Origin of the sequence: Candidatus Amarobacter glycogenicus, assembly GCF_016704105.1 — a bacterium.
Taxonomy (GTDB): domain Bacteria; phylum Chloroflexota; class Dehalococcoidia; order Tepidiformales; family Tepidiformaceae; genus Amarobacter; species Amarobacter glycogenicus.
Window position 1 is genome coordinate 144,258 of sequence record NZ_JADJAT010000004.1, and the last position, 24,057, is coordinate 168,314.

At 65.3% G+C, this 24,057-nt stretch carries 28 protein-coding genes; 7 read left to right on the top strand and 21 right to left on the bottom strand.

What is annotated here, in order from left to right; all coding sequences use genetic code 11:
- Positions 1–49: 49 nt before the first annotated feature.
- From IPG14_RS08045 to IPG14_RS08105, 13 genes are all read right to left on the bottom strand, one after another.
- Positions 50–352: a YdhR family protein gene (locus IPG14_RS08045; protein ID WP_343388976.1), complete on the bottom strand. Its 303-nt coding sequence runs from the start codon at positions 350–352 to the stop codon at positions 50–52.
- A 41-nt stretch (positions 353–393) separates the two neighbouring features.
- Positions 394–816, bottom strand: coding sequence for a hypothetical protein (locus tag IPG14_RS08050; protein WP_343388975.1), 423 nt, complete (start codon positions 814–816; stop codon positions 394–396).
- 86 nt (positions 817–902) lie between these two features.
- A complete protein-coding gene (pckA, locus tag IPG14_RS08055; RefSeq protein WP_343391449.1) occupies positions 903–2,489 on the bottom strand; it encodes a phosphoenolpyruvate carboxykinase (ATP) in 1,587 nt (528 codons plus the stop codon).
- A 132-nt stretch (positions 2,490–2,621) separates the two neighbouring features.
- Positions 2,622–3,476 carry an HDOD domain-containing protein gene (locus tag IPG14_RS08060; RefSeq protein ID WP_343386831.1) on the bottom strand — a complete coding sequence of 285 codons (855 nt, stop codon included), beginning with the start codon at positions 3,474–3,476 and terminating at the stop codon, positions 2,622–2,624.
- A gap of 153 nt (positions 3,477–3,629) precedes the next feature.
- On the bottom strand, positions 3,630–5,012 hold the full coding sequence (locus IPG14_RS08065; protein ID WP_343391450.1) for a DUF512 domain-containing protein: 1,383 nt from the start codon (positions 5,010–5,012) through the stop codon (positions 3,630–3,632).
- A gap of 57 nt (positions 5,013–5,069) precedes the next feature.
- A complete protein-coding gene (locus IPG14_RS08070; RefSeq protein WP_343391451.1) occupies positions 5,070–5,738 on the bottom strand; it encodes a VOC family protein in 669 nt (222 codons plus the stop codon).
- 69 nt (positions 5,739–5,807) lie between these two features.
- Positions 5,808–6,737, bottom strand: coding sequence for a 4-hydroxy-3-methylbut-2-enyl diphosphate reductase (gene ispH, locus IPG14_RS08075; RefSeq protein ID WP_343391452.1), 930 nt, complete (start codon positions 6,735–6,737; stop codon positions 5,808–5,810).
- A complete protein-coding gene (locus tag IPG14_RS08080) occupies positions 6,712–7,440 on the bottom strand; it encodes a lysophospholipid acyltransferase family protein (RefSeq protein WP_343391453.1) in 729 nt (242 codons plus the stop codon). Before IPG14_RS08080 ends, ispH begins: the two co-directional genes overlap by 26 nt.
- Positions 7,425–8,087, bottom strand: coding sequence for a (d)CMP kinase (cmk, locus tag IPG14_RS08085; RefSeq protein WP_343388969.1), 663 nt, complete (start codon positions 8,085–8,087; stop codon positions 7,425–7,427). Before cmk ends, IPG14_RS08080 begins: the two co-directional genes overlap by 16 nt.
- Positions 8,088–8,114: 27 nt before the next feature.
- Positions 8,115–8,945, bottom strand: coding sequence for a pseudouridine synthase (locus IPG14_RS08090; protein ID WP_343391454.1), 831 nt, complete (start codon positions 8,943–8,945; stop codon positions 8,115–8,117).
- Positions 8,935–9,912 carry a lamin tail domain-containing protein gene (locus tag IPG14_RS08095; protein ID WP_343391455.1) on the bottom strand — a complete coding sequence of 326 codons (978 nt, stop codon included), beginning with the start codon at positions 9,910–9,912 and terminating at the stop codon, positions 8,935–8,937. The genes IPG14_RS08090 and IPG14_RS08095 overlap by 11 nt, the downstream gene beginning before the upstream one ends.
- Positions 9,902–11,113 (bottom strand): hypothetical protein, encoded by a 1,212-nt coding sequence (locus tag IPG14_RS08100; protein WP_343391456.1) that lies wholly within the window; start codon positions 11,111–11,113, stop codon positions 9,902–9,904. Before IPG14_RS08100 ends, IPG14_RS08095 begins: the two co-directional genes overlap by 11 nt.
- A gap of 4 nt (positions 11,114–11,117) precedes the next feature.
- The gene (locus tag IPG14_RS08105; RefSeq protein WP_343391457.1) at positions 11,118–11,903 is read right to left on the bottom strand and encodes an SDR family oxidoreductase; all 786 of its coding nucleotides are present in this window, start codon (positions 11,901–11,903) and stop codon (positions 11,118–11,120) included.
- A 129-nt stretch (positions 11,904–12,032) separates the two neighbouring features.
- Between IPG14_RS08105 and IPG14_RS08110 the strand changes: the two genes are divergently transcribed.
- Together IPG14_RS08110 and IPG14_RS08115 are read left to right on the top strand one after the other, a co-directional pair.
- Positions 12,033–12,839, top strand: coding sequence for a phosphatase PAP2 family protein (locus IPG14_RS08110; protein ID WP_343391458.1), 807 nt, complete (start codon positions 12,033–12,035; stop codon positions 12,837–12,839).
- Positions 12,840–12,927: 88 nt separating this feature from the next.
- A complete protein-coding gene (locus IPG14_RS08115) occupies positions 12,928–14,004 on the top strand; it encodes a Zn-dependent alcohol dehydrogenase (RefSeq protein WP_343386821.1) in 1,077 nt (358 codons plus the stop codon).
- A gap of 81 nt (positions 14,005–14,085) precedes the next feature.
- Here the strand turns inward: IPG14_RS08115 and IPG14_RS08120 are convergent, their stop codons facing one another.
- From IPG14_RS08120 to IPG14_RS08130, 3 genes are read right to left on the bottom strand one after another with little or no spacing between them, the layout of a single operon-like run.
- On the bottom strand, positions 14,086–14,559 hold the full coding sequence (locus IPG14_RS08120; RefSeq protein ID WP_343386820.1) for a redoxin domain-containing protein: 474 nt from the start codon (positions 14,557–14,559) through the stop codon (positions 14,086–14,088).
- Positions 14,560–14,588: 29 nt separating this feature from the next.
- Complete coding sequence (locus IPG14_RS08125; protein ID WP_343391459.1) at positions 14,589–15,407, bottom strand: enoyl-CoA hydratase-related protein; 819 nt, start codon at positions 15,405–15,407, stop codon at positions 14,589–14,591.
- Complete coding sequence (locus IPG14_RS08130; RefSeq protein ID WP_343391460.1) at positions 15,404–16,201, bottom strand: TIGR03084 family metal-binding protein; 798 nt, start codon at positions 16,199–16,201, stop codon at positions 15,404–15,406. The genes IPG14_RS08125 and IPG14_RS08130 overlap by 4 nt, the downstream gene beginning before the upstream one ends.
- A gap of 112 nt (positions 16,202–16,313) precedes the next feature.
- Between IPG14_RS08130 and sodN the strand changes: the two genes are divergently transcribed.
- Together sodN and sodX are read left to right on the top strand one after the other, a co-directional pair.
- A complete protein-coding gene (gene sodN, locus IPG14_RS08135) occupies positions 16,314–16,760 on the top strand; it encodes a superoxide dismutase, Ni (protein WP_343386817.1) in 447 nt (148 codons plus the stop codon).
- Between the two features lie 200 nt (positions 16,761–16,960).
- On the top strand, positions 16,961–17,374 hold the full coding sequence (gene sodX / locus IPG14_RS08140; RefSeq protein ID WP_343391461.1) for a nickel-type superoxide dismutase maturation protease: 414 nt from the start codon (positions 16,961–16,963) through the stop codon (positions 17,372–17,374).
- Here sodX and IPG14_RS08145 read toward each other — a convergent pair.
- Together IPG14_RS08145 and IPG14_RS08150 are read right to left on the bottom strand one after the other, a co-directional pair.
- Positions 17,338–17,871: an NUDIX domain-containing protein gene (locus IPG14_RS08145; protein WP_343391462.1), complete on the bottom strand. Its 534-nt coding sequence runs from the start codon at positions 17,869–17,871 to the stop codon at positions 17,338–17,340. The genes sodX and IPG14_RS08145 overlap by 37 nt on opposite strands.
- Positions 17,868–18,416 carry an NADPH-dependent FMN reductase gene (locus IPG14_RS08150; RefSeq protein ID WP_343388959.1) on the bottom strand — a complete coding sequence of 183 codons (549 nt, stop codon included), beginning with the start codon at positions 18,414–18,416 and terminating at the stop codon, positions 17,868–17,870. The genes IPG14_RS08145 and IPG14_RS08150 overlap by 4 nt, the downstream gene beginning before the upstream one ends.
- Positions 18,417–18,854: 438 nt before the next feature.
- Here IPG14_RS08150 and IPG14_RS08155 point away from each other — a divergent pair, with 438 nt between their 5' ends.
- The 3 genes from IPG14_RS08155 to IPG14_RS08165 all read left to right on the top strand — a co-directional run bounded on the left by IPG14_RS08155 (position 18,855) and on the right by IPG14_RS08165 (position 21,649).
- Positions 18,855–19,397, top strand: a complete 543-nt coding sequence (locus IPG14_RS08155) for a PfkB family carbohydrate kinase (RefSeq protein ID WP_343391463.1) — start codon at positions 18,855–18,857, stop codon at positions 19,395–19,397.
- Positions 19,398–19,481: 84 nt separating this feature from the next.
- Positions 19,482–20,402: an RING finger protein gene (locus tag IPG14_RS08160; RefSeq protein ID WP_343391464.1), complete on the top strand. Its 921-nt coding sequence runs from the start codon at positions 19,482–19,484 to the stop codon at positions 20,400–20,402.
- Complete coding sequence (locus IPG14_RS08165) at positions 20,366–21,649, top strand: hypothetical protein (RefSeq protein ID WP_343391465.1); 1,284 nt, start codon at positions 20,366–20,368, stop codon at positions 21,647–21,649. Before IPG14_RS08160 ends, IPG14_RS08165 begins: the two co-directional genes overlap by 37 nt.
- Here IPG14_RS08165 and ribH read toward each other — a convergent pair.
- The 3 genes from ribH to IPG14_RS08180 are packed head-to-tail and all read right to left on the bottom strand — an operon-like array spanning position 21,646 to position 24,055.
- Positions 21,646–22,116 (bottom strand): 6,7-dimethyl-8-ribityllumazine synthase, encoded by a 471-nt coding sequence (gene ribH / locus IPG14_RS08170; RefSeq protein WP_343386810.1) that lies wholly within the window; start codon positions 22,114–22,116, stop codon positions 21,646–21,648. The genes IPG14_RS08165 and ribH overlap by 4 nt on opposite strands.
- Complete coding sequence (locus IPG14_RS08175; RefSeq protein WP_343386809.1) at positions 22,116–23,363, bottom strand: bifunctional 3,4-dihydroxy-2-butanone-4-phosphate synthase/GTP cyclohydrolase II; 1,248 nt, start codon at positions 23,361–23,363, stop codon at positions 22,116–22,118. Before IPG14_RS08175 ends, ribH begins: the two co-directional genes overlap by 1 nt.
- On the bottom strand, positions 23,360–24,055 hold the full coding sequence (locus IPG14_RS08180; RefSeq protein WP_343391466.1) for a riboflavin synthase: 696 nt from the start codon (positions 24,053–24,055) through the stop codon (positions 23,360–23,362). Before IPG14_RS08180 ends, IPG14_RS08175 begins: the two co-directional genes overlap by 4 nt.
- Positions 24,056–24,057 lie beyond the last annotated feature (2 nt).

Genomic DNA, 24,057 nt, shown 5'->3' on the forward strand with positions numbered 1-24,057 from the left:
CGTTAACGGGCACTGTAGCGGCGTTCGCCCGGGAAATGAAACGCTGCACTCAACTCTCGGTCCGGTTGTCCACGAACACCGGCACATCGAGCCACCGTACTGTCGGCCGGACACCGTAGAGCGTTTCCAACCGGCCCAGGTGAACCTCGTCGTGGGTCGCCTCCGCGGCCTCCCGGGAGGTCCACAGGTAGATACCGCCGTTCTCCCGGGCCATGTCGTCGTACCAGTACGACTTCCACACCAGCCCTGCCAGGCCCTGGTACTTCGGCGCGGTCGAGCGATTGATCGCTTCGAGGCTGGCGCGGTCGTACGTGGCCTCGCTGTGGCTGAAGGTCACGATGGTAGCGATCACCCGGGTCATCCCCTCTGGGCCTGTCCGCCTCGCGGCTCCGTCTAGGCCTCGGTGACGTCGAGGCCCCAGACCGGCCGGAAACGCCAGGTCCGAATGCCGCTCACCGGGATGTTGTGCTTCTTGATGAGCTTCTTCGCTTCCGGCACCATCCCCGCCGGGACGTATACGAAGAACTCGCCCGCTTTCGCTTTGGGGAGCCAATCGTTCACTGCGGTTTCGTCGTTCACCGAATCGGCTGTCTCGACATCAGCCATGATCTGGAGCCATTGTCCCGGGCGCCGGACAACGACGATGTCCGGGTAGAGGTCTTTGCCGCCTTCTTCCCCCACCGCCATTTTCGGCTTGGGCACGTTCACGATCGTGTCGAGGTCGGCGCCTTCTGGCCCGGGGTAGGGGAACTTCACCTTCGCGATTTCGGCCACTGCCCCCTGGTGACGCAACTCACTGAGATACTTCGCAGTCACGGAACAGCCCTCCAGATCGCAGTCCTTCGATTCTACAGCCCGGGCGAGTAGGGAGAAGCGAGACGCCCATCCCTACCGAAGCCGGGTCACGGGCCCGCTTGTGCGACTTCCGGCTTCACCAGGTTGCGGAATTGCGCGAAGTTCGCCTTGAACTTCTCCGCGATCGACGCATACGTCGCGTCATACTCAGCCTTGTCGGCCCAGCAATCACGCGGGCTGAGGAGCTTGCTGTCGACTCCGGGCGCCGCCGTCGGCACTTCGAAGCCGAACACCGCGTCCTTCCGGAAGGTGACATCGCCGAAGCCGTTGTTGAGGATCGCGCGCACCATCTGCCGCGTCTCGCGGATGGCGATGCGCTTCCCGATGCCGTATTTTCCACCGGTCCAACCAGTGTTCACCATCCAGACCTCTGCCCCGGTCATCTTCAGCCGCTGTTCGAGCAACTCGGCGTAAACCGTCGGGTTCAGAGCCATGAAGGGTGCGCCGTAGCAGGGACTGAACGTGGTCTCCGGGTCCGTAATTCCCACTTCGGTGCCCGCCAGCTTGCAGGTGTAGCCGCTGAGGAAGTGATACAGCGCCTGTGCCGGCGTCAGACGCGCGATCGGTGGCAGCACGCCATAGGCGTCAGCCGTCAAGAGGATCACGTGTGCGGGGTGCGGCGCGACTTCTTCGGTGTAGACGTTCCGAAGCGATTCGAGCGGGTAGCTGCCACGCGTGTTCTCGGTCACCGAGTCGTTGTCCAGGTCAACCTCGCGCGTGTCCTCATCGAAGATCACGTTCTCGAGGATCGTCCCAAATTCACTGGTCTGTTCGAATATGTCCGGTTCGGCGTCTTTCGAGAGGCGGATCGTCTTGGCGTAACAGCCGCCTTCAATGTTAAAGATGCCGCTTTCCGTCCATGCGTGCTCGTCGTCCCCAATCAGCAGTCGCTCGGGGTCGGTGCTCAGCGTCGTCTTCCCCGTGCCGGAAAGCCCAAAGAACAGTGCCGACTTCCCCGTGCGTGGGTCGACGTTCGCCGCCGAATGCAGCGAGAGCACGCCATCAAGCGGAAGGTAGTAGTTCATCGCCGTAAAGACGGACTTCTTCATCTCTCCCGCGTACGCCGAACCTGCAATCAGGATGACGCCCTCCGTCATGTTGAGGGCGACTACCGCGTCGCTGTTGATGCCGTCCGCTTCGCCCTCAAGCTGCAAGAACGGGCAGTGGATGATAGTGATGTCCGGGGCGCTATCGGCCGGCTTCGGCGACGACGGGATGAACATCGTCCGCGCGAACAGGGAGTGATACGCCTGCTCCGTGATGACTCGCACCGTCTTGCGGTGGTCTGGGTCCTGCGCCACAACGCAGTCCTGCAGGTAGATATCCTTGTCCTTCAGATAGGCGGTGGCCTTCGCCCGAAGCCGCTCGAAGGTATCCACCGAAAGCGGTTGGTTGTGGTTCCCCCACCACACGTGTTCGGAGATCTCCGGCGTGCGGACGACGAATTTATCCTTGGGACTGCGGCCCGTCCGTTCGCCGCTGAAAACGGCGAACGTGCCCCCCTGGAGAAGCTTGCCCTCGTGGCGCTTGACCGCGTGTTCGTAGAGCACGGGCACCGAAAGGTTGTGATACACCTCTCCGGCATTGGAAAGGATTTGGCTCGCAACATTGGTCGACGCCGGCGATATAGCCATCTCTACTCAGCTCTCAGGGGCAGTTGCCCGACTGGTGCAGAATACGGCCACTTACCCCGCCATGTGAATAGCTGAGGCATGAGATATAGGTGAGAGCGATAGCATGCAATGCCCCGTCGATGACTCTCCGTCCTAAGCGGCGACTCCCGCCGGCGAACCTTTCACGAGTTCCATGAGCGAATCCACCTGCTTCGAAAGCTGCAGGAAGTCCGGTGTCGGGACTCGCAACTCCCCGTACGCAGGAGGAATGATGTACCCCGCCTGCAGCCCGTTCGCCGTTACGAACCGGTCCGCGACCGACACAACCGCCGCGAGCGTGACATCGTCTGGCTCCGCCGAATGGTGGCGGGCGACTGCCTCCTGGATATCCGCCGGCAGGTTCCAGCGCTTCGCCAGCAGGCCACCGACTTCCGCGTGGTCGTACCCGAGAAGTTCGCCTTCCAGTGCCTCCAGCGTTTCCCCCCGCGCCAGGCACGCCGCTATGGCCTGGTCGAGCGCAGTGGCGTCGGCGTAGAACATCGCCAACCGCCCCATGTTATGGAGAATGCCCGCCGTGAACGCGGTCGGTACGTCGAGTCGCCGGCTCTTGCCGGCCAGTTCGGCCGCCTTGAATGCCACGGCGATGGAATGGCGCCAGAACACTTCGATCCGGAACAGCGCGTTCAATGCGTCGGGTGCATACGCCCCCGCAATCGCCCCGCTGATCGCCATATTCCGGGCTTGCACGAAGCCCAGCGTCACGAGCGCCTCCTGGACGGATGTGACCTCGCGTGCGCGCCGATAGGCCGCCGAGTTCACCACGCGAAGCAGTCTCCCACTCAGTCCCGGGTCGGACGAGACCACCAACGCGAGGTCCGAAGCCGAGGACTTCGGGTTCTGCGCGACTTCCATCACCCGCAGCGCGACTGCTGGCAGCGGCGGGAGGGCTTCTATCGCCGAAAGAATGCTCGAAGCGCGAGACGCGGGCTGCTGAGGATTCGTGGGCATAAGTGCCCCTCCAGTGGCTATTCGCTTTGAGTCTCTGCCGAATTGCGCGCGGGGTGGATTGGGGAGTTCCCGCATCCAGTGTCTGGTTTGTCCCCACGAGGGCTGCTGCGTCAGTGCCTCAACCGCCGGGTGGGGTAAAGACGTCCGGAGAAGCTACCGTGACCAGAACGCGCCGTTCGGGGCTTCATTCCGGTGTGGCGCGCGCGGTCCGCGCTCGAGGATCTCCACAACGTCCGACCACAGCGCTGCAAAGCCGACCGGCGCTCCAAGCCGGTCTCCGGCCTCCGCCACGGTCATCGAATCCAGGAACTTCTCGCCAAAGTAATCGAGGCTCGGCCGCGGAAGGATGAAGATGTCGGGCCGCTCACCCGCAAGTTGCTCTACATAATCCTTGCCACAGACGAGCCCACTGACGTTCACCCGTTCGCCGAACACCGTATTCGTGATGCCCTTCACACGGATTTCCGCCCCTGTCACCGCCGAGACCTCCTGCGCCACTTTCGCCAGTGTCGGCGCGATCAGTGCGGCTGTCCCGATGACGACCTGCTTCCCGGCGCTGGCGCCAGGACGCACCCGGCGCCGCGTCCGCGACCAGTCCTCCAGCATCGTCCGCACCATGCCGATGCCGTTCTCGTACTGGGGAAAGCCGTCGTAGGTCGTGCGACCCGGGATCGGGAGATCCGCGGTGACGTAGTACTCGTCGCTGCACTGCACGATGGTTGCACCGAAGCGCTTCCGAAATTCCTTCTGCAGCGGCTGGAGGATCTGGATGATTCCCCGTGCGTACTCACGGTTCGGGCGCACCAGCTGGATGCCGTCTCGCTTCAGTGACCACTGCTCGAGCTTTGGGCTCGCTCCTACCGGCACGACCGAAATCGTCTGCACTGCCGGGTGCAGTTCGCCGAGGGCCCGTATCGAACGCGCCAGGTGTTCGCCGTCATTCACGCCGGGGCAGAGCACGATTTGGGTGTGCGCAACGATGCCGAGGCTTCCCAGCCTCTGGAGCTGCTCGATGATGTCCGGCGCCGTGTCGTTCGCAAGCATATGACGCCGCAGGCCCAGCTCCGTGGCATGCACAGAGACGTTGAGCGGGCTGAGCCGCTGCTCCTCGAGCCGCTCCCAGTCCGCCCCTGTCAGGTTCGTGAGAGTCACGAAGTTCCCGTGAAGGAAACTTAGCCGGTAGTCGTCGTCCTTCGTGTAAAGCGTCTTCCGCATGCCCTTCGGCAGGCCTTTGAGGAAGCAGAAGAAACAGTTGTTGTTGCAGAGGATGACATCGTCCCAGGTCGCCCGTTCGAACTCGATCCCGAGGTCTTCGTCGATCTCCTTCTCGAACAGGATCAGATCGTCCAGCCCGTTCGCCTTCTTGATCGCGACCTCGACCTCGTGTGCGGCTGCAAAGAACTGGAAGTCGACGACGTCCCGGGGTACGCGCCCGTCGACCGACACGACGGCGTCGCCCGCCTCGATCCCGGCCTCTTCGGCGAGGGATCCCGGAACGACCGCGGAGACCAGCCCAGGCGCGGGGGGACGTTGCATAAGGATCATTGTGCGGGACTGAAGGTGCGAGGTCGAAGTTGACCGAGGCAGACGGGGTCAGTCGCGGTGCTGGATGGTCGCGATGTCTGCTTCATTACCGGCCGCGTCGGCGAGGGTCCACCATGCGGGGGCGAACTCGTCCCGGACCATGCGTCCGCCCGCCGCGAGTGCAGCGGCGACACGAGCCGGCGCCTGGTCGTGCGGTACCCAGACGGCGATATGGATGGCGCCACCGCCATCCTTGCGCGGCTCCTTCATCTCTTCGAACCAGAACGCCGGTCCGCGATTGTTCGGATCGACGAGATCTTCCGTGGGGCTGTCACGGCGAGGCTCATAGCCAAGCACCGCCTCCCAGAAAGGCATCACCGCCGGGACCGCGAGCGCGCCGGGGACGACGAGTACGCTCTGGACGGCAGATGGGTCCGCGGTCGCGCCCTGTTCGCGTGCTGCTGCTGAGATCTGGCGTGCAAGCTCAACGTCGTGTCGGCTCATTCCGAAGTAGTCCGCGGTGTAGGTGATAAGGCGCACCGTGACGCCCCCGGCGCGGATGTCGAGGTCCGGAGGTTGATCGTTGATGCCTGGAAGCTCGCTGACCGCGGCGACGAACCCTGCGCTTGCCGTGAATGACCCCGTTCGGAAGAAAGCGCAGGCGCCGTCGCCGACCACGCGCCAATCTTCGACACCGGGGGCCGCCTGGAATTCCCGCGCAGTGATACGTTCGACCATGCGCGGAAGGTAGCGGTCGGGCGTGGGGGCGGCAATGGGGTGGTGGCGCTCCCTCACGGGTGCTCGCCGTCAGGCCGGGGCCAGCTCCCGAATCCGCGCCTCCACCTCGTCGATGGAGTAGTCCGGCGTTGAGGCGCCGGCCGTCAGGCCCACCCGCTGAGCCCCCGTGAACCATTCGGCCCGCAGCTCCTCGGCCCCCTCGATGTGGTGCGCGACCGTGCCCTGTTCCTCGCACACTTCTCTCAGGTGGCGGGTGTTCGCGCTCTTCTTCCCGCCCACCACCACCATCACGTCCACCGTCGATGCCAGCGCGGCAGCCGCTTCCTGTTGGCCTGTCGTAGCGTGACAGAGGGTGTTCACCACGTGCATCTCGAAGTTTCGATCCCGCCCGAGGAGCATCAGGTTGGAGACGAATTTGGCGAAGTCCTCCATCTTGTGCGTCGTCTGCACCATCACCGCGATCTTGTTGGGAAACCCGCCGGGGAAGCCATCCACCAGGTCCTTCAACGCCCCGAAGTCGGCGCTTGGCGCAATCGTCGCCTGGGAAAGCCCGTCCTTGCTCATCGTCCAGCCCATGATCCCGCGCACTTCCTTGTGTCCGGGGTCTCCGAAGATGAGGACGTGCCACCCGTCGCGCACGAACTTCTGAGCGTAGCGCTGCGCCCGGGTCACGATCGGGCAGGTGGTATCGATGACTTCGAGGCCGCTTGCCTGGAGTTCCTTCATCGCGCGTTCGCCGACACCGTGTGCGGTGATAGCGACGCGACCTTCCGGCACGCGCGCCGCCGTCGCTGCCCCGATGTCACCGTGGATCTGGTCGGGGCCGGGCAGCTGGATCACGCCGTTACGTTCGAGGCTGCTCACGACATGGGGGTTGTGGACGATCTCGCCGACACTGAAGACGGGCCGCTCCGGGCTCGCCTCGCCTTCCATGATCTGCACGGCACGCCGCACGCCCATGCAAAACCCCATCTCATTCGCCCGGATCACCGTCACCATGGGATGCGTCTCTCCCGCCTTCACTTCCAGTATAGGGAGGGAGGTATTTCGCGGGTAATTGGGCTTGGATGGCCGCCTCGATTCGCCGGGTGAGTTCGGTTACCTGCTCCTGCGTTGGCCGTCTAACCGGTTCGAGCCTGATCGGTTCGCCAATTGTGATCCGGAATTCAGGTCGCCTTGCCAGCACCAGTGGCTGCCTGAGTTGTTCAGTCCCTGTCATCGAGCAGGGCAGGACCGTCGCCCCGGAACGAAGCGCGATCATCGCCGTCCCCGGGTGTACCTCTCCCATGAAGCCAGTCTTGCTTCGGTGCCCTTCCGGGAACATTCCGATGACACCGCCCCGTTTGAGGATCCGTTCGGCCGTCAACATCGCGCCAAGGTCCGAATCGAACCGCCGCACCGGGAACGCGTCCCAGAGCCGGATGATCGCTCCGAACGGCATCTTGAACAGCTCCACCTTCGCCATGAACCGGATGCGCCGTCGAGCGATGCCTGCCCCCAGGATCGGTGGGTCGGCATTGTTCAAGTGGTTCGAAACGATGATCAACGCCCCTTCTTTCGGCACGTTTTCCCGGCCCGTCACTTTCCAGCTCACCACGCACCAGAGCAGCCCACGGAGGACATAGGTCAGCGTCCAGTAGAACGGCGGGGCGAACATCCCCCAGCCGATGCGGGAGAGTCGATTCTTCAGTTTCTGGCGCATCTCACCTTCTCCAGTGCAAAGGAGATCACCTGCTCTAGCGTCATGTTGGTCGTGTCGACCGCGATCGCGTCGCCTGCGGGCCTCATCGGGCTCACAGCTCGGGCCGCGTCGACTTTGTCCCGGCTGGCGATGTCCTTCTTGGCGTCGTTCTCATCCTGGGTCGCCTGTGTCCCGCGCCGTTTCGCCCGCGCCTCCTCGCTCGCATCGAGGTAAAGCTTCAGCGGAGCTTTCGGGAGAACTACCGTCCCGATGTCTCTTCCCGCAAGCACGGTAGCCTCCCGCTTCGCGATGGTTCGCTGCCGGCGCACCATCGAAGCCCGCACACTCGCCAGCGCCGAGTACTTGCTCACGTTCTTTTCGACGTCCGAACGTCGCAGTTCGCCGGTGACGTCTTCACCCCCAAGGAAGATTCGGGTTCCCGCCGCGTCGACGCGGACAGTCATCCGCATCCGCCGGAGAAGTGGCTTCACGGCATCGTTGTCGGCAGGCACGCCGGCTCGCAGCGCGGCCAGGGTCACGCCCCGGTACATCAACCCGGTGTCCAGGAAGCTGTAGCCAAATTCCGCCGCGATCGCCAGCCCCACTGTCGTCTTGCCGGATGCGGCCGGGCCATCGATCGCGATGCTGCCGGGAAGTTGGTGCGTCATCGGTGCGCCATCGTAGAGCATCCCGCCCTACTTGCTATTCCGGTCCTTGCCGCCCGCCGCGGCATACAGCGCGTCGACTTCCTCCGGCGAAATCTCGCGGAACGCTCCCGAACTGAGCGTGCCTAACAACAAAGGGCCGATCCGGATGCGCCTCAGGGCCAGCACGTCTCTCCCGATGGCGGCCATCATTCGCCGGATCTCCCGGTTCTTCCCTTCCTTCAGCGTGAGGATGAGCCACGCGTTTGGTTCTGGCCGCGGCTCCACCATCGTCACCTGCTCGTCGTCTTCTTCGTCATCCTCAACGTCGTCGAAGTCGATCTCCACATCCATCGGTTTCGGTGGAGCGGCAGCCTCCTGCGCCGAGACCGCCCGGAGGCGCTCCCCGCTATCCTCGATTCCCCGCACCAGCCGTTCCATGTCCCTCTTCGCGGGCATCGCATCGAGTCCGACCAGGTACTCCTTTTCCACTTCGTACCGGGGGTGAGTGAGCAAGTCGGTAAGGTGTCCGTCGCTGGTCAGGATGACGAGACCCTCGCTCTCCAGGTCGAGCCGCCCAACCGGGTGCAGCTGGATCTCGCCGATTGGGACGAGGTCCAGCACCGTCTCGCGCCCGAGATCATCCCTCGCCGTCGTGACGAAACCCGCAGGCTTGTGCAGTGCGAAATAGCGATAGCGCCCCTTCAGGACTGGGACGCCATCGACCATGACTTCATCGATCTCGGGGTCTGCACGCGCGCCGAGCGTCTCGATCTGCACGCCGTTCACGCTCACCCTGCCCGCCAGGATCATCTCCTCGGCCACCCGCCGCGAGGCTATGCCCGCGTTCGAGAGGATCTTCTGTAATCGTTCAACGGCCACGCCATCCATCCCACCACTTCCGCGCCTTCGGCGCGAACGCTGTTCCGGCGATCCCAGCGGAAACTCCTGCCGCGCCGAGGAGCACGATCCAGCTCCAGGCGAGTCCGGGGCCTGCTCCTTCCCGGATATCGATGCCGGTTGCCAGCTGTTCGGCGCCCCCTGCGCCCGTTCCGGCTGTCCGAGCACCAGCCACGGTAGACGCCGCCTTCGGCGCGAAGATGTTGGTTTCCCCGGGCGTTGGCCGGAGCGTGACGGCCCAATTCTCGCTCGCTGGTTCGGCCGCGGCGTCCCGCACGCCGAGCGTCTGTCCCGCTCCCGCCGCCATCGGCGGCGGGTCGAAGACCTTGGTGCTGTCACCCCAGGAAACCTCGTCGACCACCGTGCCGTCCGGTGCGGTCAGGCGAAGGAGGTCTCCAGTGTTGCCGAGGCCGTTGCCAATTTCTCCCCCGGGTGCCACCACGACGACTGTTCCAGTTGCGAAGGTAGCGGCATCGCCAGCGATCACGACGAATCCCCGTGGTGGGACGACAAGTCCCGGCAACGACTGCCTGGTGCTCCCATCCGCAATCGTCCATCCACTCAACTCGACGGCCTCGGCGCCCACGTTCACGAGCTCCACCCACTCATAGGCGGCATCGCGTCCCGGTTGTTCCGGATCGCTCATGATCTCAGAAATCCGCAGGCTGTTCGGCCCGGTGACGGTTGTCTCGCTCCGCCCCGTCGCAATAGCTGTACCGCCGGTGGTGGCAGTTGACGTCTGTGCCGGCACGTTTGTGCCACCGGGGGCTGTCTGCGTCGGGGTGGTCGGTGCCGAGCTTGCTCCGGGAGGGGGTGCCGCCTCGGGCGCGGCGACGGCGGCGAACGAGGCGTCGTCGAAGCAGGCCGTCGCTGTCCCGGTGGTCTGCAGCACCAGCCTCAGCCGCGCCGACAGTGCGGAAGCAGGCGCCTGGCGCGCATCAGTTGCCACTTCGTTCCATCCGGAGGACCCGCTCACGGTGCTCTCGTCCTGCGAGAGCTGACTCCCTGAACCGTCGTCGCTGGCGTACCAGCTGATCCGTACCGAAGCGCTGCCGCCAGTCACGCGCGCCGTCACGCCGCCGGCATACCAGCCGCCTCCCTCCACGCTCACAACCTGGTAGAGCCACTTTGTGGAGTTCGTTTCCGAAACGATGCACCCGGAGTAGGAGCCGCGCGCCGCCTCTCCGGTCGCTGTCATCATGCCGCCGAACTTCTCCCAGTAGGCGGGCTTTCCCTCCCGGATGATCTCGAAGTCGCCGTTCGCGAGGAGTCCGCCATATCCCGAACCGGCCGGGATCGTCGGCGTTGAGGTCGGAAGAGGAGCCGTCGGGGTTCCGCCCGCCGCTTTTGGTGGCGTCGGCGTCCGTGTCGCTGTGGGCTCGTGCGTCGGAGACGGTGTGCGCGTCCCGGTCGGCGTCTTCGTGGGTGTCGCCGTCTTTCGCGGTCGCGGTCGCGGTCGCGGTCGAAGTCGCCCCGCCAGTCGGGATGGCCGAACCCGTGGCCGGTGGCTGTGTCGCCGTTGGTCCTTCGTCGGTTGGCGTTGGCGTCGGCGAGGGTGGTTCGGTGGTTGGAGTCGCGGTCGGCGCCGATGTGATGTCCAGGGAGGCGGAATCCAGGATCATGTCGCCTGTGCCGGTCAGGGTCACAACGAACTCCACCCACGCGGCGTTCCCCGGCGCCACTACTCCGCCGATCGTGAATTGGCTGAACGCGGGTCCCACAGATCCGGCGCTTCCCGAAGCCGTTAGTTTCGGCATGAGGTACTCGTCGAGGAACCGCAGCTGCAACTGTGCCGAGCCTGCGTTTGCACCCTTCACCCAGACTGAACCAGTGAAGGTGTCACCCGGGGACACTTCCTGTGCCTGATGCTTCACCGTGGTCGTGAGCGATGTCTTCGAGACCTTCGCCGCCAGCCCACCACCCAATCCTCCTGTGTCCTGCGCCAGCAGGCCGCCTGTCGCACTCCAACCCGTTGGATTCGTTCCTCCCCAGGACTCGAACCCACCATTCGTGAGCGCCTCCGCACTCGCCGCGTCCCGGGCCGGCGCCGTCAGCGCCAGCGCACTCACCAGGACAGCCAACAGCCCCGCGGCCACAGGCCCGGTGAGGATGGCGCGTTGCCGCCCTCGAGCGCTCGATGCGCTGGACACGGCCCTACCGCGCGATGAGCGGCGCGCCGCCGAGGTGCGAGCCCGCGTCCACGATGAGGATTTCTCCGGTGATAAGGTCCGCCCCTTCGATGAACCAGACCGCCGCCTGGGCCATGTCCTCGGGCGTGCCGGCCTTGCGCAGGGGGGTGTTGCGCTCCTGCGCCGCCTTCGCTGCCTCATAGGCGTCGTCACCCATGCCGCCGCGCAGCCAGCGCCCCTGGATGAACCCCGGGCAGATGGTGTTCACCCGGACTTCTGGCCCAAGCGCTCGAGCGAGTGAGAGAGTCATCGTATTGAGCGCGCCCTTCGAGGCGGTGTAGGCGATCGAACTGCCGACGCCCATCACTCCCGCCACCGACGACACGTTGGTGACGGCCCCCTGGCCCTGCTTCTTCATCTGCGCGGCCACCGCCCGGGTCATCTGGTACGGCCCGATCACATTCACACCGTAGATCCGGTGGAAATCGTCTGCCGTCAACCCTTCCAGGTTGGCGTGGTTCACGAAGTGCGTCGTGCCCGCGTTGTTGATGAGGCCGTCGATTCGTCCCCACTTGTCGATAGCCGCCTGGGCCATCCGCCGGCAGTCAGCGTCGTTCGAAACGTCTGCCTGGCAGAGCAGCGTTTGCACGCCGAGCTTCTCGCATTCGGCCTGCGTCTCTTTCGCTTCCGCCTCGCTCTTGGTGTAGTTGATGACGACGTTGCAGCCCTTGCTCGCGAGCAGCTTCGCGCACGCGGCGCCCACGCCCGTCGCCGACCCCGTCACGATGACCACGCCACCCTTGATGTCCATCGAATTCCCCTGAAGTGAGTAGCGCCGAAGTCTACGCGTTGCGCTTCAAATTGGTACTACCACCGCGCTCCTGCACATCCAGTCGGCGTAGCATCGCCTTCGACGAACCCTCCCTGGAGGAGTGTTGAGATGGCCCCCACTCGCCGCCTGGTGGAGCAACTCCGCCCCCGGCTCCGTGCACTTGCCCGAGGTGCTCTCTGGTACGCCGTGGATATGGCCTTCGTCGTCGCTTTCTTCTTCGTCTATTTCCTCCTCCGCGGCCTCCCCCACGATCGGGTCACACAGTCTACCCGGAACGCGTTCTACATCATCGACGCCGAGCGCACCCTCGGAGTCTTCCACGAGCCGGCCTGGCAGCAGGCCGTGATCGAAAACGAACGCCTGACGAGCCTCGCGAACTTCACCTATCTGAATCTCCACATGCCCCTTCTCGTGGCGATGGGCGGGCTCTTCTTTCTTGCCGAGCCGCGTAAACACCGGGTCATCCGGAACACGATCCTCCTCTCCGCATTCATGGCCGTCCCCATCTACGCCGTCTTCCCGGTTACGCCGCCCCGGCTCATGGGCAGCGCCGGGTACCCCCTCGGCATCTTCGACACCATCCCGGAAGCCGTCCGCACGAAACCTGGCCCTCTGGCGAACTGGTATGCGGCGGTGCCTTCCTACCACTTCGGCTGGATTGCGCTCGCTGTCGCTGGGGTGTGGTGGTATTGGAAGTTGTGGGCGCTGCGCGCCGTCGCGACGGCGTTTGCCGGGCTCATGTGGTGGGCGATTGTTGTCACCGGGAACCACTACTTCCTGGACATGGTCGCCGGCGCGGTGATGGTCGGCCTGGCTTTCTCTCTCGTCTGCCGCTTCGAACGCTGGGCAGACGCCAACCCCACGCGGGCGGCTCGCTTCACCGTTCGTGCCGGGCCGCTCCGGCTCCCCTTCTAGCCGTCCCGAGTCCCATCCGCGGGTTGATTGACAGTCCTCCTACCCCACGGAAGAATCGCCATGCTTCATAAGGAGGAGCCCCATTTCCATGAAAGCCGCAGTGCTCTACGCACCGAATCAGCCCCTCGTCATCGAGGACATCGAGCTCGATGAACCCCAGGCCAACGAAGTCCTCGTCAAGACCAGCGCCACCGGCGTCTGCCACTCCGACCTTCACTTCATGGAAGGCAAGTGGATGTATCCGATGCCGGTCGTCCTCGGCCACGAGTCCGCGGGCGTCGTCGAGAAGGTCGGCCCCGGCGTAACCAACGTAAAGGCCGGCGACCGCGTCGTCATCGCCTTCGTCCAGTCCTGTGGCGTCTGTGACCGCTGCACCACCGGCCGGCCCAACCTCTGCTCCAACGGTCAGTCCCTGAACCGCATGGGCCGCGTGAAGCTCAACGGCCAGCCGATCATGCAATTCGCCGGCATGTCCGCCTTCGCTGAGTTCCAGCTCGTCAGCTCGCGGGCATGTGTGAAGGTCCCCGATGCTGTCCCTCTGGAAGTCGCCGCACTCGTTGGCTGCAGCGTCATGACGGGCGTCGGGGCCGTCACCAACACTGTCAAGCTCCAGGTCGGCGAAACCGTCGCCGTCGTCGGTTGCGGCGGCGTCGGCCTCAACATCATCCAGGGCGCCCGTCTCGCCGGCGCCTCTCGCATCATCGCGGTCGACATGCTGGAATCGAAGCTCGCCGCGGCGAAGGAGTTCGGCGCCACCGATGTCGTCGATGCCTCAAGCGGCGACGCCGTTGCCCAGGTCCAGGCCCTCACTGGCGGCGGAGTGGACTATGCCTTCGAGGCCATCGGCCTCATGAAGACCGCGCAACAGTGTTTCGAAATGGCACGCCGCGGTGGGCAGGCGGTGATCGTCGGCATGCTCCCGCTCACCGAGCAACTCACCATCCCGAACGCCGGCATGTCGTTCCTCGGGGAAAAGGGCATCGTGGGCAGCTACTACGGCTCCACTCGCCAGACCTACGACATGCCGTGGCTGATGGAGCTCTACCGCCAGAAGCGCCTCAAGATCGATGAGCTCATTTCTCGCAGGTATCAGCTCAGCCAGATCAACGAAGCCTATGACGCCCTCAAGGGCGGCGAGGTCAACCGCTCGGTGATCGTTTTCTAATCCGGGCTTCGCCTCCACCGAAAGAGAAGGCCCGCCGAACCGGCGGGCCTTCTCTGTTCTGCGTTGTTCGCAGACGAGGTCTCAGTCCTTCGAACAGGCGAGCACCGGGTCGTAGTCCGGCATGTCGGTGATCTTCTCCACCGGCTGGATCCAGGCGATCTTCCCGTGCTTGTCGACGACGATGACGACCCGGTTCGCGATGCCTCGCGGCTCGATGACGACGCCATATTTGCGCGCCGTGTCCCCCAGGGGAGCGAAATCACTCAGTATCGGGAACTCCAACCCGAGTTCTTTCTTCCACGCGGCCTGTGCCCACACACCGTCGCTCGAGATCACCACGGGCAGGGCGTCCTGGCTCGCGAACTCCTCCCTCTTCTTCTCGATCAGCGGCATCTGGTTGCTGCAGGCCGGGGAAAACGCCGCCGGGACGAAGTTGATCACCACGGCGTTCTTGCCTTCGTAGTCGCTTAACTTGAACTTCTCGCCCGTTGGGCTCGAAGGGAGTTCGAAATCGGGGGCTTCGTCACCCACCTTGAGGGTGGCGGTCTCTGACATTGGAACCTCACGGGACAAATTTGGGATAGCTAATCGATCGTAGCAGGCGCGGCATCTGGGCCGCCAACTGGGAACCGCTGGGCAGCCCATGTCGGCGGCCGCTTCTCGGCGAAGGCCGTCATTCCCTCGAGCGCCTCTGCGGAGGCGAAGTACCCCGCGGAGCGGGCAGCCATTTCTTCGAAGCCGGCGTGTAGCTCCATCGCTGGCACATCCCGAATGAGTCGCTTTGCACCCCCGAGGGCCCCCGGCGCGCCTTTCCGAAGCGCGTCCAGGTACTGCTCGACGACGGTATCAAGCTCCGAAGCGGCAGTCGCACGGTTGAGCAATCCGATGGCCGCCGCTCTTTCTCCATCGAAAGCCTCCCCCGTGAGGAAGAGCTCCATCGCGACGGGCAGCGACAGTTTGCGCACGAGGATGACCGAAATCACCGCCGGGATCACACCAATCCGGACTTCGTTCACCGCAAACGTCGCCGTATCCACACCGACCGCGATGTCGCACGCCCCGACGAGACCCATCCCGCCCGCTCGTGCTGCGCCATTGATCCGCCCGACAACCGGTTTCGGCGCTTCCCACATCGCTTCGAGGATCGGCGCAAGCGATGTCGCTCCCGTGCTGGCGCCTCCCTGGTTCGCCTCACGTTGTTCCTTCAAGTCTGCGCCGGAGCAGAAGACCGTGCCGGTTGCCGTCAGGACGATCACCCGGACACCGGCGTCGGCGATGGCCGCGTCCATGTGCGCCGCCAGCTCCCGGGTCAGCTGCTGCGAGAGAGCGTTCCGGTTGTGCGGCGAGTCCATGGTGATCGTCCCGACGCCATCCCGGAGTTCGTAGTGCACCAGTTCGGTCATCGCTTCGCCTCTCGCGGGAACTCGCCTGGCTGCCGTCCCGCGCCGGGCGGCCCGGCGAAGGCCTGGGCAATGCCCATCCACTCCCGCGCGGCGTCGCCGATGACTTCCAGCGAGGTGTCGGCGATATGCCGCCTCTGGGTGACGACCCGGCAGAAGTCGGTGGCGCTGCCCCGGACCACGTTCTCGTTGGTGTCGTCCCCGAGTTCCCAGGTCGCCCCGGAGGGCGCCGTCAGGGAGACGCGGACCGGCACCCTCGATGGCTCCAGGTTCCGTGTCTGGTAGCTGTACGGCCGCGTCCGCACCCCCAGGAAGGCGACATGCCGGAGCCTGTCGGTGTCCGGTCGTTCGACACCCGCAACGTCCACCACGTCCAGCCCGTGGGACCACGTCTCCATCAGCCGCGCGGTGACGTGCGAGACGCCGGACATCGGCGGGCCGGCCCACGGGATGCGCGCTGCGGGGTCGAGCGATTTGAGTGCCGCCCGCAGGTTGCTCGATGCGATTCGCCACCACTCGAGGAGGTCTCCGTGGGCGAGCGTCCTTGCGCGCTCGAGGTAGGCGGGTTCCCCGTTTTCGGGACGCCGGAAGTGTTCGCGAAGCGCCTCCGCGTCGGTGATCGCTAGGGCGGCCGCCTCGTCGAAGTGGGCAAGGTGGGCCACCTGGTCTCGCACCGCCCAGCCGATCGCGTGCGTCGCCTTCTCGAACACCGATGGGGCCAATCGATCGAGCACGCGCTCCAATGCGCGGTGCTCCTCAGCCAGGTCGTCTATCACTTCTTCAAACACGCTTGCCATGGGCTGGAACTCTACCCCGCGCGGCGCCGCGTGTCCGCGCACACAGTGGCGCCCCGCCGCCGAATCTGGCACGCTCTAAGTCTGTCCATTCTTTTCTCCGGAGGCACCACAGGTGAATCTGCTTAGTCGTCTCATTCGTCCGTCCGCCGTCGCGTTCGCTCACTGCGATGGCCCTTGCGGGGTCTACGACCCCGCCGCTGCCCGCATCGCCGCCGAAGCCGTCCTTTCCATGGAAAAAAAGATCGCCGCCCTCGGCGATGCCCAGGACGCGGCCACCATCAACACTCGCACGCGCTTCATCACCATCAAAGAGCAGCAGGCCGAGGTCGTGAAGAAGGAACTCGACATCCTCTGGCACGACTACTTCAAGCCCGAGCACCTCGAGAAGTACCCGAACCTCCACGACACCTTCTGGAAGGCCGCCAAGCTCGCCTCGAAGAACAAGACCGAACAGGACCCGGCCAACGGCGAAGCCCTGATGGGCGCCATCGAGGAGATCCACAAGATCTTCTGGGCGACGAAGAACCGCGACATCGCCTTCTATCGCGCGAACCCCTGATCACGCTCGCGGACAAACGCATGTAGGGCCCAGTGACTCGCCCGAGTCACGGGGCCTCTACTGTTTCCCGGTGTGCGCATGAAGGGTGCTGCGGCGACTCATCCGCTTGCGACGTACGCCCTCGCCGCGGCGATGCTCGCGTTCAGGGTCGCGCGAACGCGCTTGTGGCCAATTCGTCGCGCATCGGACAGGATGAGGGCATGAGCAGTCGTTCCGGGCGGGTGGCGCCCGTCCTCTTCGGATCCGCGCTCATCCTTGCTGGAGTCGCGGCCGCCTTTCGCGTTGGCCGCCGCTTCCGCCGCTTCGCCATCTCCGGGACGTCGATGCTCCCGACCTTGCGCGCTGGCGACTGGGTGCTCGTCGATGAGCACGCCTATCGCGGCCGTCTACCGCGCCGCGGCCACATCCTCGTCGCCCGCGATCCTCGCGAACCCTGGCGCCACCTCGTCAAACGAGTCACCTCGGTCGATCTGCACGGGTACATCCGCATCGAAGGGGACAACGCGGCGGCGAGCACCGACAGCCGGGATTTCGGCCCGCTGCCGGCCAGCCTCATCTCCGGTCGCGTGCGCTGGCGCTACTGGCCGCTGAGCCGCGCGGGCGCCGTGCTCTGATCGCGGCTGCCGGCCAGCTCCCCGAGCACAAGCCCGTCGGTCGGGAACGCGAGCTCGGGCGGTGTTTCCGGTTCGAACCAGTCCAGTTCGGTGAATTCGCCGTCGATGGGATGGGGCTCGCCGTCACGCGTGATGCCTTCGAACCAGATGCCGACCGTCTGTTTGTCGCGGTTGTGGAAGTTCGAATGCACCGCGACGACGCCGCCCAGCTCGACTCGGACTCCCGTTTCCTCCTCGAACTCGCGCACGGCTGCGTCGCGGACGTCCTCGTCCCACTCCACATACCCGCATGGGATGCACCAGAGTCCCGCGTAGATTCCCGTCGCGCGCCGCCCCATCAGCACCCGTCCGGCTTCGTCCCGCAGCACGACGGCCACCCCCACAGCCGGGTTCCGGTACTCCACGAACGCGCACTCGCCACAGGTCTTGCGGGTCTTGCCTGCCCTCTCCGCCTCGACGAGCCGGTTCCCACAGTCAGGACAGAACGTCGCGCTCACGGCTGGGGCAGCTTGCCCGCCGCTCGGAGCTCCGCCATCGCGACGAGGTCCTCAGCCACCTTCGCGATTGCAATCTTCACGCTCGCGTTCGCAGGTTGGTCGCCCGGTCCCCAGTGCTCGCTCGCCCGGGAAATCACGACGTCCGGCACAGCGGCGATGCCGCCGATGTGCCGCATTACCCGTGCGGTGTCCGTCACGCCTGGCTCCGCGTCTCCGCCCGCGATGCCGATGAGCGCGAACGGCTTGCCACCTGCGTGCGGCAGATCGATGAAGTCGAGTGCGTTCTTCAGGCCGCCCGGGATCGCCCCGTGGTACGAAGGCACCGTGATCAGGAAAGCATCGGCCGCGCTGCATGCTGCCCGGAAGGCGCCCACCGCCGCCGGGTACTGGTCCTCCGGCCTGCCGTCCATCAACGGCAGTGAGCCGATCTCGAATCCCTCGCACTGCGCCCCGGCCGACTCGAGCACCTTGAACGCGAACTGGAGTGCCCGGTCCGCTGAACTGCGCGGTCGCATACTGCCGTTGATGCCAAGGATGCGCGTCATCTCGTTAGCGTACGAACCCCCGGGCGAACGGGCGATGCGCACGGAGTCCATCCGCCTCGTACACTCCCCCCGTGAAGCCGCGGGTTGTGGTCGTAGGTTCGCTCATGATGGACCTCGTCGTCCGTGCGCCCCGCCTCCCCGTCATCGGCGAGTCCTTGCTCAGCCATAGCTTCAGGACTTCCCCAGGTGGCAAGGGCGGCAACCAGGCCATTGCCGCCGCGAGACTCGGCGCCTCCGTCACAATGATCGGACAGGTCGGCGCCGACCGCTTTGGCGAGATCCTCCGCGAGAGACTCGAAGCTGAAGGCGTCGACACGCGATTCGTCTCCGTCGACCCGGAGCTGGGGACCGGCGTCGCCGTCCCGATCGTCCTCGATTCCGGCGAGAACGCCATCTTCGCGGTTCCTCAGGCGAATCTGACCCTGTCTTCCTCTGCTGATGGAACGGGCGCGCGATGTGATCTCTTCCGCCGCCATGCTACTCGTGCAGTTCGAGGTCAACATGGACGCCACCCTCGCCGCCATGCGCCTGGCGGAGGCCGCGCGGGTCCCTATCCTGCTGAACCCTGCGCCAGTGGCTCCCTACCCTCCCGGGACGCTGGAACTCGCCTCCGTAATCGTCGCAAACGAGATCGAGGCCGCTGCGCTCGTTCCCTCCGCGTCGGGCGACCACGACGCCGAAGTCGGAGTGCTCCGCAGGATGTCCAGGAGCGCCGTCATCACCCTCGGCCATGATGGCGCCGTCGTGGATGATGGGTCAGGCCCCAGGAGCATTCCGCCTTTCGCCGTCCAGGCGGTGGATTCGGTTGGAGCGGGAGACGCCTTCTGTGCCGGCCTCGCTCTTTCCCTCTGTGAAGGTGCGCCGCTGGCGTCGGCCGCCCACTTCGCCGCCGCGGCAGGCGCCGTTGCGGTGACGCGTGCGGGTGCGCAGGCGTCGCTCCCGACTCGCCAGGAAGTGGAGGCGCTCCTTGCCGGCCGGTGACGGAACTTTCCCGCCTCTTTCGACGTTCCGTGTTGATGATGGCGATCGGTCGGCGGATACTGAACTCACCCCCGGGTTGGCTTTGTGAGCGCCCAACAACGATTCTGCCCAATCTGCAATCGCGCTTTCCAGGAGGCCGAAGCCGTCCTCCGCTGCGAGGGCTGTTCCGTGCTGCACCATCCCGGGTGCTGGGTGACCAACGGCGGCTGCGCGACGCAGGCCGACCATCGCGTCACCCCGGCCGCCATGGCCTACCCCCACAGCGACCGTCCCGGCGGGACTCCCGCGCCGCATCCCGGCGAAGTTGCGCCGGCGCCGCCCCCGGCGACCTCCGAGCCCATTCCTTTCCGCCCCGCAAGTCGTTCACCGGAAGGTACTTCGGACCCCGACGACCCACTCGTGATCGGCAGTGCCGAGATTCGGCCGATGGTCCACCGCACCCTACCCTCCACAGTTGGTGTTCCCTCGGTCCCACGACGCTACCAGCCACCGCCCGGCGAACAGATGCCCCGCCGCCAGATGCCGAAAATCTACGGGGGCCATCCGCTGCTTGCGTACTGGTACGTCCCGGCAGCCATCGGACTCGCGATCTTCGTTGCCTTCGCCGTGATCTGGACGGTCGGGAAGCTGACCGGCGAGGACGATGCCGCGACTCCCCAACGCCCCACCCCGGCGGCAACAAGCGCTGCCTTGCCCACGCAATCCAACGCCACGCCAGGCCCGAGCGCCGCCGCGTCCCCGTCGTCATCGCCTTCCGCTGCGCCCAGCACCGGTCCCGGCAAGTTCAAGGGAGGCGATATCGTCACCGTCACCGGGACCGGGGAGTGTCTCAATGTCCGTGTGAAGCCGGGCCGGGAGAACGATGCGATAGTCTGTGTGAAAGACGGCACGGATCTTCGAGTCGTCGGCGGGCCAGAATCTGCGGGCGAACTAATCTGGTGGAAAGTCCAGACGGAATTGGGTGAGGGATGGGCGGCCGAAGACTACCTCGTAAAGAAGCCCTGAGGTTCGCTGCGGTCCTGTGGACGGCTGTCCTCCTGGTGCTGCTCGCTGGATGCCGCAATGGCGGTTCCGGCGACGCCGGGGCCTCGCCGGAACCGGTCGTCCTCGCCTCCCCATCATCCGCTGTCCCAACTCCCTCACCGACTCCCGACCTGCTGGCCACACCGCCTGCGTCCCATGTCGACGCACGCGCCTGGTTGCAAAGAGCCCTGGGACCGAGCGGGTTCGATCCCCCCTGCCCGCAGCGCTTTCAGCAAGCCGGCGTCGCCTGCACCGAAGGCGATGTGGACGGGGACGGCCTGAAGGACCTTGCCTACTTGTTGCCGGTCACGCTCCCCGGGACCCTGCTGCCCCATCCCTCGGCCGTCTTCCTCCGCCGCGGCGGCACCCAGAAGCTTGAGGAGTTCGCAGTCGACCTGACCGCCGATGCTTCGCCGATGGGTATCGCCGCCTTCTCGCTGGTCGACCGCACCGGGGACGCGCGCGGAGACCTCACGTACCTCGAGAACCGCTGCGGAGCGAGCGGCTGCAAGACGACAGTCGTCATCCAAACTTGGGATGGGACCGCCTGGCGGGACGCCGGCCCTGCCGATTCGGGCATCGCCAACGTCGATTCGGTCTCCTGGACTGGGAGCGGCGCCACCAGTGCCCTCAGGATCCACGGCGGTAAGCTCCCTGCTTCTGCGCCGGCCGAAGCAGGACCGTCCCGCGCCGCGACCACAACCCTGCAACTGGTCGGTTCCCGCTACACCGCGACGAAAGTCGAACACGACTCGGCCGAGTACCTTTACCAGGCATTCCTCGATGCCGATGCCATCTTCGACCGGGACAAGGAAGCCTCTATCGCGGCATTCGAATCTGTGCTGACCCGCGAGGCGCTCAAGGACTGGAAAGCGAAGTCAGACCAGAAGGACCGCCGTCCGGCCCTCAAGGGTTTCGCACTCTTCCGCATCGTCCTGGCCAAGGCCGTACTTCAAGACGACGCAGCCTCGATCACCGCGGCCATTGACCGGGTCATCCTCCAGAGTGCCCTGCCCGACTTCGAGCCGCTCTTCGTCAACGTTGCCATGGAGTTCCGGCGCGGCTACAACGAAAGCGGTGGCCTCATCGGCGGGTGCGCCGCAGTCAACCTCTACCTCACCCGGCCCGCGGCCGGAGCCGACACCCGCGCCTACGTCGAGCAACTCTTCAACTACGGATACGCGAACCCCGCGGGAAGCGCCTGGCTCACGAAAATCTGCCCGTTCTAATCAGCCCGCAGCAATCGCCGCAGGTTCGCCATCTCGATTGCCGCCTGCGCTGCCTCTTCACCTTTGTGTCCGTCCTTGCCGCCTGCGCGGGACATCGCCTGCTCGACGTTGTCCACGGTCAGGACACCAAAGATCACCGGGACGCCGGTCTCCAGGGCTATCCTTCCGATGCCTTCAGTCGCGCCCCCGGCCACGTACTCGAAGTGCGCGGTGTCCCCGCGGATCACTGCCCCAATGCAGATGACCGCGTCGAACCGTCCGCTCCGTGCCGCCCAGTTCGCCGCCGTTGGGACCTCGAAGGCGCCCGGCACCCATGCGACCGTCACGTCGTCCTTGGCGATTCCCCGGTGTTGCAGGGCCGATTCCGCCCCGTCGAGCAGCTTGCGCGTGACGAATTCGTTCCAGCGCGCGACCACGATGCAGACTCGGAGCCCGGCGCCATCCAGAGCACCTTCGAGCGTCGGCATCAGGAACTCCCTGCGCTGCTGACCGATTCGAGTCCATCGAGCAGGTGCCCCATCCGCTGCCGCTTGGTGTCGAGGTAGCGCACGTTGTGCGGGTTCGGTTCCGTCTGGATCGAGACCCGCTCAACAACTTCGAGCCCGTACGCTTCCAATCCCGCACGTTTCGCCGGGTTGTTCGTGATGAGCCTCATCTTGCGGACGCCGATGTCGCGCAGGATCTGCATGCCGATCCCGTAGTCGCGGCGGTCGGCCGGGAAGCCGAGCGCCAAGTTCGCGTCCACCGTGTCCAGGCCCTCATCCTGCAGTTCATAGGTCCGTAACTTGTTGTGTAACCCGATCCCGCGCCCCTCCTGGCGCATGTAGAGAAACACGCCCCCCTCTTCGCCGATCATCTTCATCGCCCGGTCTTTTTGTTCGCCGCAGTCGCAGCGCATCGAGGCGAACACATCGCCCGTGACGCACTGGTCGTGGACGCGTACCAGGGTCGGTGTCTCGGCGTCGATCGGTCCCTTTACGAGCGCCACATGCTCGTCCGGGTAGTTCTCGGCCTTGTACGCGAGGATCATCATGTCGCCGAACGGCGTGGGCAGCCGCGTTTCCGCAACCCGCGTGACCAGGCGCTCGTTCTGCAGCCGGTACTTGATCATCTCGTTGACGGTCACGATGCGGAGGCCGTGCCGCCGAGCGAAACGCTTCAGGTCAGGCATTCGCGCCATCTCACCGTCCATCTTCATCACTTCACAGAGCACCGCTCCGTGCGTCAGCCCCCCCATCCGGGCGAGGTCGAGGCTGGCTTCGGTCTGGCCGGCGCGCACAAGCACACCCCCGCGGCGGGCGCGTAGGGGGAACATGTGTCCCGGCCGCGCCAGGTCTTCCGGCCGCGTTGCCGGGTCGATGAGCACCTGGACCGTTCGCGCTCGATCCGCTGCGCTAATGCCTGTCGTCACTCCCGTGCGCGCCTCGACCGAAACGGTGAAAGGTGTCCCGAAGCCTGACGTGTTCGAAGTCTGGTCAACCATCAGCGGCAGCTTCAGCTGTTCGCAACGATCTTCCGGTATCGAGCAGCAAATGAGGCCTCGGCCGTACTTCGCCATGAAGTTGATCGTCTCCGGAGTCACGAACTCGGCTGCCATGCAGAGGTCGCCCTCGTTCTCCCGGTCTTCGTCGTCGGTGATGATGACGAACCGGCCCCGGCGGTATTCCTCGATCGCTTCAGGTACGGTTGCCATCACGGGGTCCCGTTCAGTCATCTCCGTGCCTCCTGTGTCTCCACAACGAAGTTCTCGATGTACCGCGCGATGATGTCGGTCTCGAGGTTGATCCGGTCTCCGGACTTCCGGTTCACCAGGTTCGTGTGCTCCTGCGTGTACTGCACGAGAGAGACCGAAAAGCTCTCCGGGTCCTTCGCCACAATGGTGAGGCTGATGCCGTCGATGCAGACCGGGCCCTTGACCACCATGTACCGAAGAAGCTCCGGCGGCGTGAGGAAGCGAGCGATGATTGCCTCACCTTCGTTCGTCATTGAGTGCAGGACTCCGGTGCCTTCCACGACGCCGCGGACGATGTGTCCGCTCAGGCGGTCCGTTGGCCGGCAGCTCCGCTCCAGGTTCACGAGGTCTCCAACTCTTAACTCGCCCAGGTTTGATCGCCGGTAGGTCTCGGGCATCAGGTTCGCGAAGAAGAACTCTCCGTCCATCTCCGCGACCGTCAGGTCGACTCCGTTGATAGCGATCGAATCTCCGAGCTGGCTGTCGACCAGGACCTTGGGCGCGCGGATGCGAAGTGTCCCTTCGCCCGCCTCCACCACTGTGCCGACTTCTTCGATGATGCCTGTGAACATTCCCTGCCCCTGGCGGAATTCGAAGTTCGCAGGGACGGCGGGAGAGGCTCCGCGCAGGCTAGCGCAGAGCGGGCGTCCCGGCTGCGCGAAGGCAACGGGCACGC

What these genes read in the sequence shown, in the direction of transcription:
- pckA (WP_343391449.1), bottom strand. Translation starts at nt 2,489, where the DNA reads ATGGCTATATCGCCGGCGTCGACCAATGTTGCGAGCCAAATCCTTTCC.
- IPG14_RS08060 (WP_343386831.1), bottom strand. Translation starts at nt 3,476, where the DNA reads ATGCCCACGAATCCTCAGCAGCCCGCGTCTCGCGCTTCGAGCATTCTT.
- IPG14_RS08065 (WP_343391450.1), bottom strand. Translation starts at nt 5,012, where the DNA reads ATGCAACGTCCCCCCGCGCCTGGGCTGGTCTCCGCGGTCGTTCCGGGA.
- IPG14_RS08070 (WP_343391451.1), bottom strand. Translation starts at nt 5,738, where the DNA reads ATGGTCGAACGTATCACTGCGCGGGAATTCCAGGCGGCCCCCGGTGTC.
- ispH (WP_343391452.1), bottom strand. Translation starts at nt 6,737, where the DNA reads ATGGTGACGGTGATCCGGGCGAATGAGATGGGGTTTTGCATGGGCGTG.
- IPG14_RS08080 (WP_343391453.1), bottom strand. Translation starts at nt 7,440, where the DNA reads ATGCGCCAGAAACTGAAGAATCGACTCTCCCGCATCGGCTGGGGGATG.
- cmk (WP_343388969.1), bottom strand. Translation starts at nt 8,087, where the DNA reads ATGACGCACCAACTTCCCGGCAGCATCGCGATCGATGGCCCGGCCGCA.
- IPG14_RS08105 (WP_343391457.1), bottom strand. Translation starts at nt 11,903, where the DNA reads ATGGACATCAAGGGTGGCGTGGTCATCGTGACGGGGTCGGCGACGGGC.
- IPG14_RS08110 (WP_343391458.1), top strand. Translation starts at nt 12,033, where the DNA reads ATGGCCCCCACTCGCCGCCTGGTGGAGCAACTCCGCCCCCGGCTCCGT.
- IPG14_RS08115 (WP_343386821.1), top strand. Translation starts at nt 12,928, where the DNA reads ATGAAAGCCGCAGTGCTCTACGCACCGAATCAGCCCCTCGTCATCGAG.
- IPG14_RS08120 (WP_343386820.1), bottom strand. Translation starts at nt 14,559, where the DNA reads ATGTCAGAGACCGCCACCCTCAAGGTGGGTGACGAAGCCCCCGATTTC.
- IPG14_RS08125 (WP_343391459.1), bottom strand. Translation starts at nt 15,407, where the DNA reads ATGACCGAACTGGTGCACTACGAACTCCGGGATGGCGTCGGGACGATC.
- IPG14_RS08130 (WP_343391460.1), bottom strand. Translation starts at nt 16,201, where the DNA reads ATGGCAAGCGTGTTTGAAGAAGTGATAGACGACCTGGCTGAGGAGCAC.
- sodX (WP_343391461.1), top strand. Translation starts at nt 16,961, where the DNA reads ATGAGCAGTCGTTCCGGGCGGGTGGCGCCCGTCCTCTTCGGATCCGCG.
- IPG14_RS08150 (WP_343388959.1), bottom strand. Translation starts at nt 18,416, where the DNA reads ATGACGCGCATCCTTGGCATCAACGGCAGTATGCGACCGCGCAGTTCA.
- IPG14_RS08155 (WP_343391463.1), top strand. Translation starts at nt 18,855, where the DNA reads ATGGAACGGGCGCGCGATGTGATCTCTTCCGCCGCCATGCTACTCGTG.
- IPG14_RS08165 (WP_343391465.1), top strand. Translation starts at nt 20,366, where the DNA reads ATGGGCGGCCGAAGACTACCTCGTAAAGAAGCCCTGAGGTTCGCTGCG.
- ribH (WP_343386810.1), bottom strand. Translation starts at nt 22,116, where the DNA reads ATGCCGACGCTCGAAGGTGCTCTGGATGGCGCCGGGCTCCGAGTCTGC.
- IPG14_RS08175 (WP_343386809.1), bottom strand. Translation starts at nt 23,363, where the DNA reads ATGACTGAACGGGACCCCGTGATGGCAACCGTACCTGAAGCGATCGAG.